General features: G+C 73.9%; 14 protein-coding genes. 2 read left to right on the forward strand and 12 right to left on the reverse strand.

What is annotated here, in order from left to right; translation table 11 throughout:
• Positions 1–2: 2 nt before the first annotated feature.
• From JK356_RS09815 to JK356_RS09845, 7 genes are all read right to left on the reverse strand, one after another.
• A complete protein-coding gene (locus JK356_RS09815; RefSeq protein ID WP_201867235.1) occupies positions 3–503 on the reverse strand; it encodes an anthrone oxygenase family protein in 501 nt (166 codons plus the stop codon).
• Between the two features lie 87 nt (positions 504–590).
• Positions 591–827 (reverse strand): hypothetical protein, encoded by a 237-nt coding sequence (locus JK356_RS09820; protein WP_201867236.1) that lies wholly within the window; start codon positions 825–827, stop codon positions 591–593.
• A gap of 82 nt (positions 828–909) precedes the next feature.
• Positions 910–1344 carry a CBS domain-containing protein gene (locus JK356_RS09825; protein WP_201867237.1) on the reverse strand — a complete coding sequence of 145 codons (435 nt, stop codon included), beginning with the start codon at positions 1342–1344 and terminating at the stop codon, positions 910–912.
• A 118-nt stretch (positions 1345–1462) separates the two neighbouring features.
• The gene (locus tag JK356_RS09830) at positions 1463–3466 is read right to left on the reverse strand and encodes a prolyl oligopeptidase family serine peptidase (RefSeq protein ID WP_201867238.1); all 2004 of its coding nucleotides are present in this window, start codon (positions 3464–3466) and stop codon (positions 1463–1465) included.
• Between the two features lie 58 nt (positions 3467–3524).
• Positions 3525–4889, reverse strand: a complete 1365-nt coding sequence (locus JK356_RS09835) for a M20/M25/M40 family metallo-hydrolase (protein ID WP_201867239.1) — start codon at positions 4887–4889, stop codon at positions 3525–3527.
• Positions 4882–5715, reverse strand: coding sequence for a M55 family metallopeptidase (locus JK356_RS09840; RefSeq protein ID WP_201867240.1), 834 nt, complete (start codon positions 5713–5715; stop codon positions 4882–4884). The genes JK356_RS09835 and JK356_RS09840 overlap by 8 nt, the downstream gene beginning before the upstream one ends.
• A 70-nt stretch (positions 5716–5785) precedes the next feature.
• Positions 5786–6238: an SRPBCC family protein gene (locus JK356_RS09845; RefSeq protein ID WP_201867241.1), complete on the reverse strand. Its 453-nt coding sequence runs from the start codon at positions 6236–6238 to the stop codon at positions 5786–5788.
• A 215-nt stretch (positions 6239–6453) separates the two neighbouring features.
• Here JK356_RS09845 and JK356_RS09850 point away from each other — a divergent pair, with 215 nt between their 5' ends.
• Entirely contained in the window at positions 6454–7506 is a 1053-nt protein-coding gene (locus JK356_RS09850; protein WP_201867242.1) for an Rv2578c family radical SAM protein, read from the forward strand.
• Between the two features lie 97 nt (positions 7507–7603).
• Here JK356_RS09850 and JK356_RS09855 read toward each other — a convergent pair whose 3' ends face one another.
• The 5 genes from JK356_RS09855 to JK356_RS09875 form a co-directional block, all read right to left on the reverse strand.
• Positions 7604–10120: a CBM35 domain-containing protein gene (locus JK356_RS09855; RefSeq protein ID WP_201867243.1), complete on the reverse strand. Its 2517-nt coding sequence runs from the start codon at positions 10118–10120 to the stop codon at positions 7604–7606.
• Positions 10121–10181: 61 nt separating this feature from the next.
• Positions 10182–11012 (reverse strand): carbohydrate ABC transporter permease, encoded by an 831-nt coding sequence (locus JK356_RS09860; RefSeq protein WP_201867244.1) that lies wholly within the window; start codon positions 11010–11012, stop codon positions 10182–10184.
• Positions 11009–11923, reverse strand: coding sequence for a sugar ABC transporter permease (locus JK356_RS09865; protein WP_307815507.1), 915 nt, complete (start codon positions 11921–11923; stop codon positions 11009–11011). Before JK356_RS09865 ends, JK356_RS09860 begins: the two co-directional genes overlap by 4 nt.
• A 140-nt stretch (positions 11924–12063) precedes the next feature.
• A complete protein-coding gene (locus tag JK356_RS09870; RefSeq protein WP_201867245.1) occupies positions 12064–13389 on the reverse strand; it encodes an ABC transporter substrate-binding protein in 1326 nt (441 codons plus the stop codon).
• Between the two features lie 27 nt (positions 13390–13416).
• Complete coding sequence (locus JK356_RS09875) at positions 13417–14463, reverse strand: LacI family DNA-binding transcriptional regulator (protein ID WP_201867246.1); 1047 nt, start codon at positions 14461–14463, stop codon at positions 13417–13419.
• Between the two features lie 74 nt (positions 14464–14537).
• Here JK356_RS09875 and JK356_RS09880 point away from each other — a divergent pair, with 74 nt between their 5' ends.
• Positions 14538–16673, forward strand: coding sequence for an alpha-galactosidase (locus tag JK356_RS09880; RefSeq protein ID WP_374100635.1), 2136 nt, complete (start codon positions 14538–14540; stop codon positions 16671–16673).

Below are 16673 nucleotides of genomic sequence, written 5' to 3' on the forward strand. Positions count from 1 at the left end.
CGTCACCGGCCCCGGGCCCACACGGCCAGGCCGGCGGCGGCCAGCAGCAGGCTCAGCACACTGGCGGCGGCGCGCACGTGGTTCCAGGCGGTCCAGCGCGGCGCGTAGGCGGCCCAGGCCGCCGCCGCGCGGGCGGCCTGGGCCGGATCGCCCGCCGCGGCGAGCGCGTCGTTCAGCGGCACGTTGACGGCGGCGGTCGGCAGGAAGGCGCCCAGCAGGTACACGGCCGCCGCCGCGAGGAACGCGGCGGCGGCCCTGCGGTGTCCCAGCACCAGCAGCAGCGCACCGGCGGCGGCGCCGGCGAGCGGGACCAGCACGAACGGGCCGAGGAACGCCGGGTTGAGGATGCGCTCGTTGACCGACCGCATCGCGGCCACGGCCGCGCCGGGCGGCACGGCGTTCAGGCCGGGCATGACGGCCACCGAGAAGGCGGAGAACACCCCGGCCATCAGGGCGGCGGACACCAGCGCCGACACGGCGGCGAGCACGGCAAGGATCGTCATGCCGGTGAGTCAAGCCGCCCGGGCCGCGGGCGGCCATCCGCCGGCGGCTCGGACGCATGCGCGAGCGTCTCCGCGGGACGCGTAGCGTCAGCGGTGGCGGCGCCCCAGGTAGCGTCCGCACAGGACGCCGATCAGGCCGGTGAAGAACAGCGCCAGCCACAGCGGCATCGACACCTCGGGGAGCAGCAGCCTGATCTTGGTTTCGCGGGTGTTCCCGAAGATGAAGAGGAGGGTCAGCGCGGCGATCACCAGCAGCGCCACGCGTCCCGGCGTGAAGAAGGGCGCCGGGCCCTCGCCCCGCGGTCGGGTCGTTCGTGCGTACATAGTCCCAGCATGCGCGCGGCGTCCGTCCCGCGCGCGGGACGGACGCCTGGGAGGGGATGAGCCCGGGGATGAGCCCGGTGTCCTACGACGGCGCGTACACCTGCTCGGCGAACTCGGCGATCTGGGAATCGGACAGGTTCCGCGCCAGGTCGGCCTCGCTGATCATGCCGGCCAGGCGCTTGTTCTCGTCGATGACCGGCAGGCGCCGGATCTGGTGCGACTCCATCTCGCGCAGCACGTCGCCGACGCTGGAGTCGGTGGTGGTCCAGCGGGGTGTGCCCTCGCACAGCTCCCCCGCGGTGACCTGGGACGGGTCGCGTCCGGCGGCCACGCAGCGCACGACGATGTCACGGTCGGTCACGATGCCGCACATCCGCTCGTCGGCGTCGCCGACCGGCAGGGCGCCGACGTCGTGGTCGCGCATGAGCTGCGCCGCCCGGTCCAGGGTCTCGGTCTCGGGTATCCACTGCGCCTCGGGGTTCATGATGTCGGCCGCGGTGGTCTGGGGCGTGGTCATGGGATCTCTCCTCGCATGAGCGTTTCGGAGGTCACGGTGCTCTCGTTCCGGGTCTCCGGCCCGGGACGATGTATGCACGCACGCCCCCCGGGATCCGCGGGCACGGTCCGGGGCCCGGTCACCGGCGCATCGGCAGCGGCGGCACGTCGTCCCGCGCCAGCCCGAACGCCTGCACGTACAGGGCGAGTTCCGCCTCGACCGTGCGCCGGATGGTGTCCGCCCGGCGGAAGCCGTGCCCCTCGCCGGCGAACGACAGGTAGGCGTGCGGCACGCCCCGCCCCGCGACGGCCGCCAGCAGCCGTTCCGCCTGCTCGGGCGGGCAGATCACGTCGTCCAGCCCCTGGAGCAGCAGGAACGGCGCGGTGATCCGCTCGGCACGGTGCACGGGTGAGCGCTCACGGTAGCGCTCGGGCACCGCCTGCGGGTCCCCGACGAGGTACTCCAGGTAGCGCGACTCGAAGTCGTGCGTGTCGTCGCCGCTCCACGCGGTCAGGTCGAGGATCGGGTACGAGATGCAGCCGCACGCGTACAGCCCCTCGGCCGCCGGGGAGACCAGCGAGGCGGCGGTGGTCCAGCCGCCCGCGCTGCCGCCGCGGATCGCCAGGCGCGCCGGGTCGGCCGCGCCCTCGGCGGCCAGGGCCCGCGCCACGGCCGCGCAGTCCTCGACGTCGGTGACCCCCCAGGATTCCCGCAGCCGGTCCCGGTAGGCGCGGCCGTATCCCGTGGAGCCGCCGTAGTTGACCTCCGCGACGCCGATGCCGCGCGAGGTGAAGTAGGCGATCTCCAGGTCGAGCACCAGCGGCGCCCGCGAGGTGGGGCCGCCATGCGCCCAGATCACGTACGGCGGCGCCTGGTCCGCGGGCCCGGTCAGCTCCGGGTGGCGCGGCGGGTACACCTGCGCGTGGATCTCCCGGCCGCCGGGGCCGGTGAACTCGCGGACCTGCGGCACCGGGTACCAGGCCGGATCGACGGCGTCCCGGTGGTGCTCGGCGACGGCGCGGCACTGCCCCGTGGACGTCTCCAGGCGCACGATCTCCCAGTCCCGGTCGGGTGCGGCGGCGATGCCGGAGACGGTGGTGCCGCGCACGGCGAGGGACGGCGCCCACTCCGTCCACGGTCCGGCCGCGTCCGTGATCCGGCCGGTGGCCGGGTCCAGGACCCCCAGGCGCAGCGCGCCCCTGCCGTGCAGCACGGCGACCGTGCCGTCGCCGAGCGGGGCGCACCAGCGGGCCCCGATCCGCCACAGCGCGTCGGCGAACTCCTCGTCCCGGTCACACAGTCCGGCGGCCTTCCCGGTGGCGGGGTCCAGCCGGTAGGGCTGCCACCAGCCGGCGCGGTCGCTGAGCACCAGCAGCGAGCCGTCGGGCGCCCACTCCGCCTGGACGAGTGACTCTCCCGGACCGCCCGCGACGGTGCGGACGTCCTCGAACGCCCCGGCCGTGACGCGGGCCAGCTTCAGCTCGGTGCCCTCCCACGGCATGCGCGGGTGGTCCCACGCCAGCCACGCCGCCTGGGTGCCGTCCGGCGACAGGCGCGGCCCGGTGACGAAGCGGTGCCGGTCGCCGTCCAGTTCGCGCACGGCTGTCCGGTCGTCCGCGGCCGAGCCGTCCAGCGGCACGGCCGCCGGCACCCGCCGCACGTCCGTCGGCGCCGGGCCGGTGAACTCCTCGAGGACGCACCACACCTCGCCGCGCTCCGGCAGGATGACCGGGTCGCACCAGCGCAGCCCGCCGCCGGTGGGCGACACCGGCGTGAGCGGGCGCGGCCGCGGCCCGCCGGGGGCGTCGGGCTCGACGGCGTACAGGCGCTGGTCGCCGAAGTCGGTGAAGACGATCAGCGGCCCGGCGGCGCCGGGGACGCCGGCCCAGGGCTGCCCGCCGTACTCGATGACCCGGTTGCGGACGTTCCACGGCGGCGGCAGCACGCTCTCGGGCGTCCCCGCCCCGCCGTCCGCGCCGGGACGCAGGCGCATGAGCGTGCGCCGACCGCCCTCGGCGGGGCGCGGCGCGGTCCACCACAGCTCGTCGCCGACGGCGCCGAGGTACTCGGGCTTGCCGTCGTGCGCGGCGACCATGTCGGCGGTGATGGCGGAGGGCCAGGTGCCGTAGGGGGCCTGAGGCATGGTGTGTGCTCCTGTGGTCGGTCCGGGACGCCGGTGACGAGAGTGCCAGCGGGGGTGCTTAGAGGGCGCGGAGGGCCCGGTCCAGCACGCGCGTGCCGAAGTGGAGGGCGTCGACCGGCACGCGCTCGTCCACGCCGTGGAACAGCGCCTGGTAGTCGAAGCCCTCGGGCAGCCGCAGCGGCATGAAGCCGTACCCGGCGATGCCGAGGCGGGAGAACTGCTTGGCGTCGGTGCCGCCGGACATGCAGTACGGGATGACGTGCGCGCCGGGGTCGAAGTGCAGCAGCGCCTCGCGGAGCGCGGCGAACGCCGGGCCGGTGACCGGGGCGCTGAGCGGGACCTCGTGATGCGCGTAGTCCCAGTCGACGTCCGGGCCGGTGAGCGCGTCGAGGGTGGCGGTGAACTCCTCCTGCCCGCCCGGCAGCACCCGGCCGTCGACGCCGGCGGTGCCCAGGCCGGGGATGACGTTCACCTTGTACCCGGCGTCCAGCATGGTGGGGGAGGCGCTGTTGCGGACGGTGGGGGCGATCAGGGCAGCGGCCGGGCCGAGGCGCTCCAGCAGGCCGTCGACCGCGCGGGTCAGGGCCTTGGGGTCGTCCTGGTCGAGGTCGGGCAGCGGTTCGCCGTAGACGGCCGCCAGTTCGGTGAGAGCGGCGCGGACCGTGGGGGTCAGCCGCACCGGCCACTCGTGGGCGCCGATGCGGGCGACGGCGGCGGCGAGGCGGGTGACGGCGTTCTCGCGGTTGATCTTGGAGCCGTGCCCGGCCCTGCCGCGCGCGGTCAGCGTCAGCCAGGCGGTGCCGCGCTCCCCCGCCGCGACCGGGTACAGGCGGCGGCCGTCGCCGGGGTGGAAGGTGAACGCGCCGGACTCGCCGAGCGCCTCGGTGCAGCCGTCGAACAGCCCGGCGTGCTCGGTGACGAGGAAGCCCGAGCCGTAGGCGGCGGTGTCCTCCTCATCGGCGGTGAACGCCAGCACGATGTCGCGGCGCGGCCGGATCCCGGCGCGGGCCCAGGCGCGGACGACGGCCAGCACCATGGCGTCCGCGTTCTTCATGTCCACGGCGCCGCGCCCCCACACCACCCCGTCGCGGACCTCCCCGGAGAACGGGTGGACGCTCCACTCGGCCGGGTCGGCGGGCACGACGTCGAGGTGGCCGTGGACCAGCAGCGCGTCCGCGTCCGGGTCGGTGCCGGGCAGGCGCGCCACGACGTTGGTGCGCCCGGGGGCCTTCTCCAGCAGGTGGGGCTCGGCGCCCGCGTCCGCCAGCTGGGCGGCGACGTACTCGGCCGCGGGGCGCTCGCGGGCGTCGCCCTGGCCGCGGTTGGTGGTGTCGAGGCGGATCAGGTCGGAGGTGAACCGCACGGCCTCGGCCAGGGCGGTGTCGTCGATGTGCGCGGTGCGCTGGCCGGCCGGCTCAGCCATACCATTCCTCCACGGCGGCGGAGACCATCGTGGTGACGGTCTTGAAACAGCGGATTCCCTCGTACATGCCGTCCGCCTCGTAGGCGACGCGGCGCGGCCCGGTCTGGGACACGCCCGGCACGACCGCGGCGGCGCCCGCCAGGTGTTCGGCGTCGAACTCGATCTCGATCGTGCGGCGGCGGGGCGGCGCGGGCTCGTGGCGCACGGCCAGGGCGGCGGCGCGGCGCGCGGCCTCGCGGATGTCGGCGGCGGTGCGGGCGGGCGGGCGGCAGACGGCGGCGTAGCGGGAGACGTAGTCCTTCACGGCGACGGTCTCGGCCCGGGGGGCGTAGCCGCGGGCGTCGGCGCAGGCGCGGTCGTCGCCGGTGACCAGGACGACGGGCGTGCCGTACTCCGCGGCTACCAGGGAGTTGAGCAGCCCTTCGCTGGCGCGGACGCCGTCGACCCAGACGCCGGTGAGCGAGTTGCCGAGGTAGGTGTGGGCGAGGACGCCCTCGTCCCCGGCTCCGGCGTGGTAGCCGAGGAAGGCGATGCCGTCGACGTCGCCGTGCTGGACGCCCTCGACCATGCTGAGGTCTTTGTGGCGGCCGGTCAGCATGCTGGCACGGTCGTCGAGTTGCTCGATCAGCACGTTCCGCATCGACATGTGGGCCTCGTTGACGAGGACCTCGTCGGCCCCGCCGTCGAAGAAGCCGGCGATAGCGGCGTTCACGTCGGAGGTCAGCATCGGTCGGCAGCGCTGCCATTCGGGGGTGCCGGGCAGGCAGTCGGCGGGCCACGTGACGCCGGTGGCGCCCTCCATGTCGGCCGAGATCAGGACCTTCATGGGCGGCCACGCTACCTTCGCGTACGGCGGCCAGCCAGCACCGCCCGGCACTTCGCCGGCGCGGCCGGGGTCAGGAGCCCTTCTCGGTCTCCCGGGCGAGATTGGCCAGAACCCGGTCATACGTGGCGCGCAGCACCCGGGGCGCGAAGAGCCGCTCGAAGAAGCCGCCGACGCCGCCCGCTCCCTCCCAGGTGCTGCGGAGGGTCACCAGCGAGCTGCCCTCGGCCGTGCCGGGCACGACGTGGTAGGTGGTGACCATCGTGGAGTTCCGGTCCGTCTCCACGATGGTGTGGTCGTCGGGCTCGGTGATGTCCGCCAGGACCTCGCGCACCCGCCGCGAGGTGGCGTGGAAGCGGAAGAACAGCACGGTGCCCTCGCCGTCGCCGCCCTCCCTGACCTCGTAGTCGGTGAACTGTCCGGTCAGCAGCCGGGCGTGGGTGGTGCGGTAGTCCGCGATGGCGTCGAGCACGTCGTCCGGGGCGGCGGCGATCTCCCGCCGCGCCTCGACCGTCAGCAGTCCCATGGCCCTCGTCCTTTCGACGGTGTGCCGGTGTGTCCAAAAACCCTGGCCCGCCATCCCATCACCCCGCCCGCCGGCGGGGGAATTCCGGCCGCACCGTTCGGGCCGTCCGGTTTACGTTCCCCGGCACGCGGGCGGCCGCGGGGTGTCCGGCTTGACAGGTTTATTCGAACAGGTGTCCTATTGAGGCAGCCGCGACAGCTGCGAGGAGGCCCACCATGCGCTGGAACAACCTCAGCGACGACGCTCCCGGAGCGGCGCCCGCGCTCTTCGGCACCTCGGTCGTGACCCGGACCTTCGACACGCCCGAGTTCCGCGGGGTGACCTTCCACGAGGTGCGGGCGCGCTCGGTCATCAACCGGGTGCCCGGCGCCTCCCGGATGCCGTTCACCTACACGGTCAACCCCTACCGGGGCTGCACCCACGCCTGCGTCTACTGCTTCGCGCGGAACACGCACCGCTACCTGGACCTGGACACCGGCGCCGGCTTCGACACCCAGATCGTGGTGAAGGTCAACGCGCCGCAGCTGCTGCGCAAGGAGCTGGCGGCCCGCCGCTGGACCGGCGAGCACATCGCCATGGGCACCAACGTCGACTGCTATCAGCGGGCGGAGGGACGGTACCGGCTGATGCCGGGGATCATCGAGGCGCTGCGCGACCACGCCAACCCGTTCTCGGTCCTCACCAAGGGCACGCTGATCCTGCGCGACCTGCCGCTGCTGCGGCAGGCGGCTGACGTCACCGACGTCGGCGTGGCGGTCTCGGTCGGCTTCACCGACGAGGCGATGTGGCGCGCGATCGAGCCGGGCACGCCCGCGCCCGCACGGCGGCTGGACGTGGTGCGGCAGATGCGCGCGGCGGGCATCCCGTGCAACGTGCTGATGGCCCCCGTGCTGCCGTACCTGACCGACTCCCCCGCCCAGCTGCGGCAGACAGTGCGGGCCATCGCGGCGGCGGGCGCCACGTCCGTGACGCCGCTGACGCTGCACCTGCGGCCGGGCGCCCGCGAGTGGTTCTGGCGGTGGCTGGCGGCCAACCGCTCCGACCTGGTGCGGCGCTACGAGGTGATGTACGCCGACGGTGCCTACGCGCCGCGCTGGTACCAGCGGCGGATCACCCGGCAGGTGCACGAGCTCGCCGCCGAGTACGGCATGGGGCCCGCGCGCGGCGGCGGGCACCGCTCGCCCGCCCCGGCGGAGCCTGAAGACCCTGAAGACGGGGAGGAGCCGCCGGCCCGGCCGTCCCCGGCCCAGCAGCTGACCCTGCTGTGAGGCCCCGGCGGCAGCGGCACGCCCGCCGCGCCGCGCGGCACCAGGCCGCGGGCACGGCGGGCGCTCAGCAGCCGGCGCGGGCGCCGGCTTCGCCGGGCTAGCCGATGACCGGGGCGAGTTCGATGTAGTCCAGGTCCGGGCCGAAGTCCTCGGCGTTGGACAGCCGCACGGTGTGCGTGCCCGCGTCAAGCTCGACCGGGACGGCGACGGACCAGAAGCTGTCCCAGCTGAAGGTGTTGCGGAACATCACGCGCTCGGTCTGCCCCGCCACCTCGATGTCGAGGGCGCGGGAGATGACGTCGGTGTTGTAGTCGTGCCCGTTGTTGGCGCGGTCGTCGTTGGCGTAGTGCAGGATCAGCAGGTGCGTGCCGGACGCGGCGGTCTCGACGGTGAACTCGGCGGTGTTGCCGGGCCCGCCCCCGAGGTACCCCAGGGCGCTGCCGCCGGAGGCGTGCGGGTTCTCCTGCACCACGGTGTCGCCCGTAAGCACTGCCTCGGTGTCCTGGTAGGCGGTGATGCCGCCGGTGTCGCCCGCGCCGGCCACCTCCAGGGCGCGCAGCGCGGTCTGGCCGGCGGAGGCCACGGTGACCCGGTTGTTGCCCTCGGCCAGCAGCAGGCGCACCTCCTCACCGGGCTCGGCGGTGACGGTGGCGCCGTTGACCTCCAGCGTCAGGCCGTCGCCGGTGCCCTGCGGGGTGACGGTGTAGTAGCCGTGGCGCGGGGCGTACACGTCGAAGACCGCGCCGTCCTGGGCGTCCGCCAGCACCAGGGAGCCGGTGCCGGTGCCCGCGGAGCTGGAGTAGTCGTAGCCGGGGTCGCCGGTGGTGTCCGCGAGCGTCGCCTCGTAGGCGGCGGCGGGCTCGGTGGCGGCGGTGAGGTCGATCTTGTCGAGGGTGGCCTCCCCGGTGCCGCGGGCGAGGGTCAGGGTGTGGCTCCCGGCGGTCAGCTCGATCCGCACCGTGGTCGTGGCGCGGTAGGTCCAGTTGAGGGTGGAGGCGTAGGTGACGGTGGCCGCCTCGGCGCCGTCGACCAGCAGCCGCTGGGTGGCCGGCGAGCCGGTCTGGTTGCCGTAGTAGACCTCCAGGTCGTAGGCGCCGGTCTCGGGCACCTCGACCGTGAACGCGACCTGGCTGTTCTCCTGGTTGAGGGAGCCGACGTCCCGGGTGCCGGAGGCGGCGTAGCCGTTGGCGTTCTCCACGGTGCCGTGCGTGAAGATCTCGCCGCCGGTCACCTCGGCGTCCTCGGCCTCATAGGAGGCCGTCCACGGCACCTCGGGCTGGTCGGGGGTGCCCTCGCCGGCCGGGGTCAGCACGATGCGGTAGGCCGACATGCGGTCCATGCCGGTCAGCGGCACGGTCACGGTGCCGTCAGCGGAGACCTCGGCGAGGGTGCGGGAGAGCACCTGGGGCGCGGGGTGCGGGCCGTCGTAGCCGGACCAGGTGGCCTCGGCGACGCTCACGCTGACCGTCTGGCCGAAGACGCCGGGGTCGACGTTCTCGAAGACGACCTCGGCGTCGCCGTCCGCGCCGCCGACGATCGCCTGCGACTGGCGCCTGTCGGTGTCGAGGGAGGCCAGGCCCTGGAGGGTGTCGATGGTGTTCGGCTGGGGCGGCGTGACCTGGACGGTCTGGCCGCTCAGCGCGGCGTACCAGCGGAAGAACCACCAGCCGCCGTTGGGCACCGAGGTGCGCACGACGTTGCCGCTCAGGTTGCCCGCGGCGTCCCAGTACGCCTGGTCGGCGTAGACCTTGTTGCGCTCGAACATGCTGACCCACTGCACGAGCTGGCCGGGCACCGACAGGTCGCGGCGGTTGGCGTACTCGTTGACGTTCACGGGCAGCGGCCCGAAGCCCAGCTCCTCCTCCAGAGCGCGGTAGTGGTCGTAGTTGCTCTGGAACTGCGCCAGCGACGAGGACGACAGCTCATGCCAGGTCGTCACGTCCGGCATGCAGTCGTGCTCCAGCGCGAAGGAGTAGAAGTCGGGCAGGAAACGGCGGTCGTAGGCCGACTCGTTCGGGCCCGCGATGCGGATGTCGGGGTCGATGGCGCGGATGCGGTCGTAGACCGTCTCCCAGTCCGCGAGGAACCGGTCACGGTTGCGGGCGTACTCGGCCTCGTCCCCGGTGTTCAGGCCGTACCAGATGAAGTCCGGCTCGTTGAACGGCACCAGCACGAAGCGGTCGCTGTGCTCGTGCGCCGCGACGTCGCGGACGATGGCGTCGACCTTGCCGAGGTAGTCCTCCAGGCCGAGGTCCTCGTACGGCCACTGCTGGTAGACGTCCTGCATCATCACGTAGACGTCGCCGCCGCCGTTGCGGAAGAACGACTCGGAGACCGTCAGCGCGTCGCCGTTGGGGTGCTGCAGGCCCCCCTCGGGCTTCTGCGAGATGGTGGTCAGGTGCAGCGGCTCCAGCGCGGCGTCGCCGGGCACGCCGTCGTCGCTGAGCCCGTACAGCGCGCCGTTGGCGCCGTGCAGCACCTCACCCTCGGGCTGGGCGAGATCGATGGTGATCCGCTGGGCGGCGGCCGGTCCGCCGTCCGCCGCGGCGGCGCCGGGGCCCGCGCCCGTCAGTGCCGTCGCTCCGGCGAGCGCGGCTGCCGCTGCTGTGGCCATCAGGCTCCTCTTCCGTTTTCTCCCTGTCGTGCCGTAACGCGTCATGGGTGTCCCTTCCGGATTACTTGACGGCTCCACTGGTGATTCCGGACACGATCTTTCGCTGGGCGACCAGGAAGACCGCGATCATGGGGAGGCTCATCAGCACCACGTAGGCGAAGATGAGGTGCCAGTTGTTGAGGTAGAGCTCGGCGCTGGCGACCTGGTAGAGGTTGATCGGCAGCGTGGCCGCGCCGCCGCCGCCGAGCACGAAGAACGCGTAGAAGATGTCGCCCCAGGCGTAGAGCATGACCATGATCGTCGCGGTGGCGATCACCGGCCGCAGCAGCGGCAGGATGATCCGCACGAAGACGGTCAGCGGCCGGGCCCCGTCCATCCGGGCGGCCTCCTCCAGCTCGTAGGGGATGGCGCGGATGAAACCCGTCATGAAGAAGATGGACGTGGACAGGTACATCGCCGTGTAGACGGCGATCATGCCGGGGCGGGTGCCGGCCAGGTCGAGCTGGCGGAGCAGCAGGACGATGGTGATGATCGCCGGGGGCAGCAGCAGCCCGCTGAGGGACACCGCGTAGGCCGCGGCCACCAGGCGGCCCTTGCGGCGGGCGAACACCCAGGCCGCGGCGGCGCCGAGCAGCAGCACCAGCACCACGGACGGCACGATGACCAGCAGGCTGTTGACCAGGCCCCGCAGGATTTCGCCCTCCTGGTAGGCGTCGGCGTAGTTGCCGGCCGGCTGCCACTGGCGGGGCGGGTCCAGGTTGGGCCGCACCGCCTCGCCCTGCGGCTTGGCGGAGGTGGCGAGGACCAGCCACAGCGGGACGCCGATCACCACGGCGGCGAGGAGGATGACGACCGCGGGCCGCAGCCAGCGCCAGGCGGAACGCGTGGTCACAGGAACCGCTCCCTCCGCCGCAGCCCGCTGATAAGGGGTATGGCCATGACAACCACAACCAGGAAGAGAACCAGGCTCATCGCGGACGCCTGGGCGTACAGGCCCTGGCCGAAGACGCGGAACATGTAGATGTTCATGACCTCGGTGGACGACGCGGGCCCGCCGCCCGTGGTGGCCTGGACGATGTCGAAGGTGTTCATCGACCCCAGCAGCGAGGTCGTGACGTTGAACGTGACGGCCGGCGCCAGCAGCGGGAAGCGGACCGACCAGAACATCCGCCACGGCCCGGCGCCGTCGGCGCGCGCGGCCTCGGTGACCTCGCCGGGTATGCCCTTCAGGCCCGCCAGGTAGATGAGCATGGCCAGGCCCATCCACTTCCAGCCGTGCACGACGGCGACCACCACCAGCGTCCACGTCGTCGAGCCGAGCCAGGGGATCGTCACCTCGCCGCCGGTCAGCGACGACAGCGTGGCGTTGACGGCGCCGTCGGTCTCCAGCAGGGCGCGGAAGACGTAGCCGACGGCCAGGGCAGAGATGAGCACCGGCAGGAAGAACAGCACGCGGAAGAAGCGGTTGAAGCGGGTGTCCCGCTCCAGCAGCAGCGCGAGCAGCAGTCCGAACAGGTTCTGGAAGAAGGCGGCGAGCAGCGCGTACACCAGCGTGGTGCGCAGCGCGCGCCACAGGGTGCCGTCCTCGAGGATCTGGCGGAAGGTGTCCAGGCCCGCGAACGAGATGTCGGTGTGGTACCCCGACCAGTCGGTGAACGGGTAGACGAAGTTGAGGAGGTTCGGCAGCAGGAAGAAACCGCCGAAGACGACGAGGGCGGGCAGCGCGAACCACCAGGGGTGGTGCACGGCGGCGCGCGGGACGCGCCCGGGCGCGCGGGGGCGGGTAGTGGCTGGCTGCGCCACGGCGGGGCTCTCCTTCTCGCTGGTCCTTTTCGCTGGCCGGCTCGCTGTGCTTCCTCGCTGCGTGTCCTGCTGTGTGCTCTCGCTGCCTTCACGGGGCTTCGCCGCTGCCGCGGCCGGGCCCGGACGGGGCGGCGGCCGGGCTAGAAGCCCTCGGCCGCCTGGGCTCTGGCGATGTCGTCGAACTGGTTCTCCACGAACTGGGCCACCTCGCGCGGCGACCGCTCGCCGTAGAGCATCTCGGCGAGCGCGATGTGGAGTTCCGGCGCGACGATGGCCTTGGCCTGGAACACCCCGTGCGCGCCGGGCAGCGCCCGCAGCTGGGCGGCGGCCGTCTCAGGCATGCCCTCGGGGCTGGGCACGTCGGGCCGCACCGAGGGAATGCTGCGGGCCTCGATGTAGTCCCGGTAGCCGGGGCCGAGCCAGTACGCGAGGAACTGCCGTGCGGCGGTCTCCCGCTCGCCGTCACCGGTGGCGAACGCCACCACGCCGTTGGTCTGGTCCGGCGAGTACAGGCCGCGCGCGTCGGAGTTGGCGACGGGGAACCAGCCGATGCGCTCGTCGATCTCCTCGGTGCTGTGCTGGGCCTGGAGCTGCGTCTGGAGGGACGTGACGTTCAGCGCCATGGCCGCGCTGCCCTCCCACAGCGCCTCGGCCTGGCCGGTGAACGTGCCGGTCCGGTAGCTGTCCTGCGCCAGGCCCGCGCCGAGCAGCTCCTCGTTGTACTTCTCGATGGCCCGCACCACGGCCGGGTCGGTCCACGACTCCTCGTTGCGGTTGAGCCGCTCCCACCAGGAGTCGGGCAGGTCGGTGAGCTGGACCTGCACCTGCCACTGCAACGGCCACTGGTCACCGCCCACCTCGTAGAAGGCGGAGGCGCCGGTCCGCTCCTGGACGGTGTGGCCCAGGCGCAGCAGCTCGTCGTAGCTGCGGGGGAAGTCGGCTTCGGTCAGGCCCGCTTCGGCGAAGACCTGCTTGTTGTAGTAGACGCCCAGCATCGCGGGACTGGTGACGATCGCCGCGTAGCGGGTGCCGTCGATGACGCCGAGGGAGCTCTCCACCGGGCCGAGGTCGTCCACCCACAGCTCGTCATCGAGCGGCAGCAGGTTCCGCTGCGGCTGGATGAACGGCAGCGTGCTGATGCTGGGCTGCCAGAACATCAGGTCGGGCCGCTCACCGGAGGCGAGGCGGGTGGGCACGTTCTGCTCGTACAGGTCGGGGATGGCCTCGGTGTGGATCTGTGCGCCGGTCTCCGCCTCGAACGCCTCGATGACCGGGTCGGCGGCGGTCGCGGTGTTCTGGGCCGTCCAGAACGTCAGCTCGACACCGTCCAGCGGGGCCGTCGGGTCGATGTCCTGGCCGTTCACGCCGCTGTGGGTGGCGGGCCCGGCGGTGTCGTCGCTGCACGCGCTGAGCGGCAGCGTAAGGGCCGCGCCTATCAGTGCGAGTGCGGTCGCCGTTCTCCTCATCCGGACCTCCGTCGTACGTCGGGGGCGTCAGCGGGGCGCCGGGCCGGTGGACTCGCGGACGACGAGCCGCGGTACGGCCACGGGGTGGGGGCCGACGGGCTCGCCCTGCTCGACGAGGCCGTGCAGCAGCGAGAAGCAGGCCCGCCCCAGCCCGGTGAAGTCGAGGCGGACGGTGGTCAGCGCGGGCGTGAGGAACGCCGAGGCGGGCGCGTCGTCGAACCCGGCGACACTCACGTCGCCCGGTACGTCGCGCCCCGCCTCCCGCAGCGCGCGCAGCACGCCGAGCGCCAGCGCGTCGTTCCCGCACAGCACGGCGGTGACCTCCGGGTCGCGGGCCAGCTCACGCCCGGCCGCATAACCGTCGGCCGGTTCCCAGCCGCCGGCCACCGGCTCGGGCACCGGGGCGCCCGCCTCCCGCAGCGCTTCGCGCCAGCCCGCGGCGCGCTGGCTGCCGCCGCTGGTGCGGGTGGAGGAGGGAATCGCCAGGTAGTGCACGGTGCGGTGGCCCAGCGCGAGCAGGTGCCGGGTGGCCTCCCGCGCCGCCTGCCGGTCGTCGGTCCACACCCACGGGCTGCCCTGCGGCGGCGGCTCCCCCGGGGTCTCCACGGCGGCCACCACCGGCAGTCCCTCAGGCAGCATGCCGAGCGCCCGCACGCCGGGGCGGTCGTAGGCGATGACGATCAGGCCGCCGCCGGTGTCGGCCGCCCGCTCCAGTGCCCCGCGCACCTCGGCCTCCTCGTCGGTCTCGACGACGGTGATGCCGACGGCGAACGCGGCGGCGCGCGCGGCCTCCTCGATGCCCTTCAGGGCGGCGGCGTAACCGTAGTGGGTGGTGTTGGACGTCAGGACGGTCACGCTGCGCGACCTGCCGCTGGCCAGCGCGTGCGCGGTGGCGCTGCGCCGGAAGCCCAGCTCGGCGATGGCCGCCTCCACCCGGGCGCGGGTGGCGGGGCGGACGCTCGGGTGTCCGTTGATGACCCGGGAGACCGTCTGGTGCGAGACGCCCGCCGCGGTGGCGACGTCGCGGATGCTCGCCGGGCGCCGGGCGCCCCTTGTGTGACCGGTCACAGGCATGGGGAGGATTGTGACCGGTCACACTAGGGCGGTCAAGACACCGGACACGGCGGACCGAGAGCGAGGCGAGTGACGTGCCAGAACAGGCGGAGCACAGCGGGACGGGGACGGGCGGCGGCGGTGTACCCGCGGTGGAGTGGGGGCACGCGGCCCTGACCGCCGCGTTCGCCACCGCCCCGGACGGCTCCGTGCGGACGGTGCGGCTCGGTCCGCCCGGGGCGCCGGACCTGCCGCTGGCGGCGGCCCTTCCCGTGGTGGAGGTGCTGCTGCTGGGGCACGGCAGCGACTGGTCGGGACGGCGCGCGATCGAGACGGCGGCGGGGGCGCGGCTGCGGCTGCGCAGCCACGAGGCATCGCGGGAGGGCGTCTGGCACCGGCTGCGGCTGCGGCTGCGTGACGAGGAGTCGGGCCTGGCGGCCGAGGTGCTGCTCGACTCCCCCGACGGCGTGCCGGCCGTGCGGTCCCGGGTCCGGCTGGTCAACGAGGGGGAGGCGCCGCTGGTGCTGCTGGCCGTCTCCTCCCTCACCCTCGGCGGCCTGCCCTCCCCCGCCGCGCTCGATGTGCGCTGGGCGGACAACGACTGGCTGGCGGAGTGCCGCTGGCGCCGCGAGCCGCTGCGGGCGCGGCTGCCGGACCTGCACCGGGCCGTCCACGACCACGACGGCCGGGGCGCGGTGGTCCTGGCCGGGCAGGGCAGCTGGCCCACCGCCGGGCACCTGCCGATGGGCGCGCTCACCGACCGCCGCACCGGAACGGCGTGGCTGTGGGAGGTGGAGTCTGCCAGCGGCTGGCGCTGGGAGGCGGGCGAACGCGAGCGGAGCACGTACCTCGCGCTCCACGGTCCGGTCGACACCGAGCACCACTGGTCGCAGCCGCTGGGCCCGGGCGAGTCGTTCACGACGGTGCCCGCCGCGCTGGCGGTCTGCGCGGACGGCTTCGAGGGCGCCCTGGCGGCGCTGACGGCCTGCCGCCGCGCCCGGCGGCGTCCGCACCCGGACCACGCCCGGCTGCCGGTGATCTTCAACGACTACATGAACACCCTGCGCGGCGACCCCACGACCGGGAAGCTGCTGCCGCTGATCGATGCCGCGGCCGAGGCGGGCGCCGAGTACTTCGTCATCGACGCCGGCTGGTACGACGACGACGCCCGCGGCTGGTGGGACAGCGTCGGCGCCTGGGAGCCGGCCGCGAGCCGGTTCCCGGGGCCGCGCGGCATCCATGAGGTGCTCGACCGGATCCGGGAGCGCGGCATGGTGCCGGGGCTGTGGCTGGAGCCTGAGGTGGTCGGCGTGCGCAGCCCGCTGGCGCGGTCGCTGCCCGACGAGGCGTTCTTCCGGCGCGGCGGCGTGCGGGTGCGGGAGCACGGGCGCTACCAGCTCGACCTGCGCCACCCGGCGGCGCGGGCCCATCTGGACGCGACGGTGGACCGGCTGGCCGGCGAGTGGGGTGTGGGCTACCTGAAGCTGGACTACAACATCAGCGTGCCGCCGGGCACGGACGCCGGTGCGGCCGGCCCGGGCGCCGGGCTGCTGGGGCACGTGCGGGCGTACCACGCGTGGCTGGCGGACGTGCTCGACCGCTACCCGGACCTGGTCCTGGAGAACTGCGCCTCCGGCGGCATGCGGATGGACGGCGCCTCGCTGAGCCTGCTGCCGCTCCAGTCCACCAGCGACCAGCAGGACTTCCTGCGCTACCCGCCGATCGCCGCCGCGGCGCCGACGGCCGTGCCGCCGGAGCAGGGGGCGGTGTGGGCGTACCCGCAGCCGGAGTTCAGCGACGACGAGATCGCGTTCGCGCTGGCGGGCGCGCTGCTGGGGCGGGTGCACCTGTCCGGGCACCTGGACCGCATGTCTCCCGCGCAGCGGCGGTGCGTCGCGCAGGCGGTGGCCGTCTACAAGGACATCCGCGCCGACCTGCCGGGGGCGGTGCCGTTCTGGCCGCTCGGCCTGCCGGGCTGGGAGGACCCGTGGCTGGCGCTGGGCCTGCGGGCGGGCGAGCGCCGCTACCTGACGGTCTGGCACCGCGCCGGCGGGGACACCGAGCGGGTGCTGCCGCTGCCCGCGCTGCGGGACGTCCCGCTGGCGGTCGAGGTGCTCCACCCGGCGGCGCCGGCGGGCACCGCCACGTGGGCGCCGGACGCGGCGCAGCTGACCGTCTCGCTGCCCCGCACACCCACCGCGCTGCTGCTGCGGCTGACCCCGATGGGGTGA

It is taken from the genome of Streptomyces sp. 7-21 (assembly GCF_016741785.1).
GTDB lineage: Bacteria > Actinomycetota > Actinomycetes > Streptomycetales > Streptomycetaceae > Streptomyces.

Excerpts from the sequence above, each read along its gene's own strand:
- JK356_RS09815 (WP_201867235.1), bottom strand. The coding sequence starts at position 503 with ATGACGATCCTTGCCGTGCTCGCCGCCGTGTCGGCGCTGGTGTCCGCC.
- JK356_RS09820 (WP_201867236.1), bottom strand. The coding sequence starts at position 827 with ATGTACGCACGAACGACCCGACCGCGGGGCGAGGGCCCGGCGCCCTTC.
- JK356_RS09825 (WP_201867237.1), bottom strand. The coding sequence starts at position 1,344 with ATGACCACGCCCCAGACCACCGCGGCCGACATCATGAACCCCGAGGCG.
- JK356_RS09830 (WP_201867238.1), bottom strand. The coding sequence starts at position 3,466 with ATGCCTCAGGCCCCCTACGGCACCTGGCCCTCCGCCATCACCGCCGAC.
- JK356_RS09835 (WP_201867239.1), bottom strand. The coding sequence starts at position 4,889 with ATGGCTGAGCCGGCCGGCCAGCGCACCGCGCACATCGACGACACCGCC.
- JK356_RS09840 (WP_201867240.1), bottom strand. The coding sequence starts at position 5,715 with ATGAAGGTCCTGATCTCGGCCGACATGGAGGGCGCCACCGGCGTCACG.
- JK356_RS09845 (WP_201867241.1), bottom strand. The coding sequence starts at position 6,238 with ATGGGACTGCTGACGGTCGAGGCGCGGCGGGAGATCGCCGCCGCCCCG.
- JK356_RS09850 (WP_201867242.1), top strand. The coding sequence starts at position 6,454 with ATGCGCTGGAACAACCTCAGCGACGACGCTCCCGGAGCGGCGCCCGCG.
- JK356_RS09855 (WP_201867243.1), bottom strand. The coding sequence starts at position 10,120 with ATGGCCACAGCAGCGGCAGCCGCGCTCGCCGGAGCGACGGCACTGACG.
- JK356_RS09870 (WP_201867245.1), bottom strand. The coding sequence starts at position 13,389 with ATGAGGAGAACGGCGACCGCACTCGCACTGATAGGCGCGGCCCTTACG.
- JK356_RS09875 (WP_201867246.1), bottom strand. The coding sequence starts at position 14,463 with ATGCCTGTGACCGGTCACACAAGGGGCGCCCGGCGCCCGGCGAGCATC.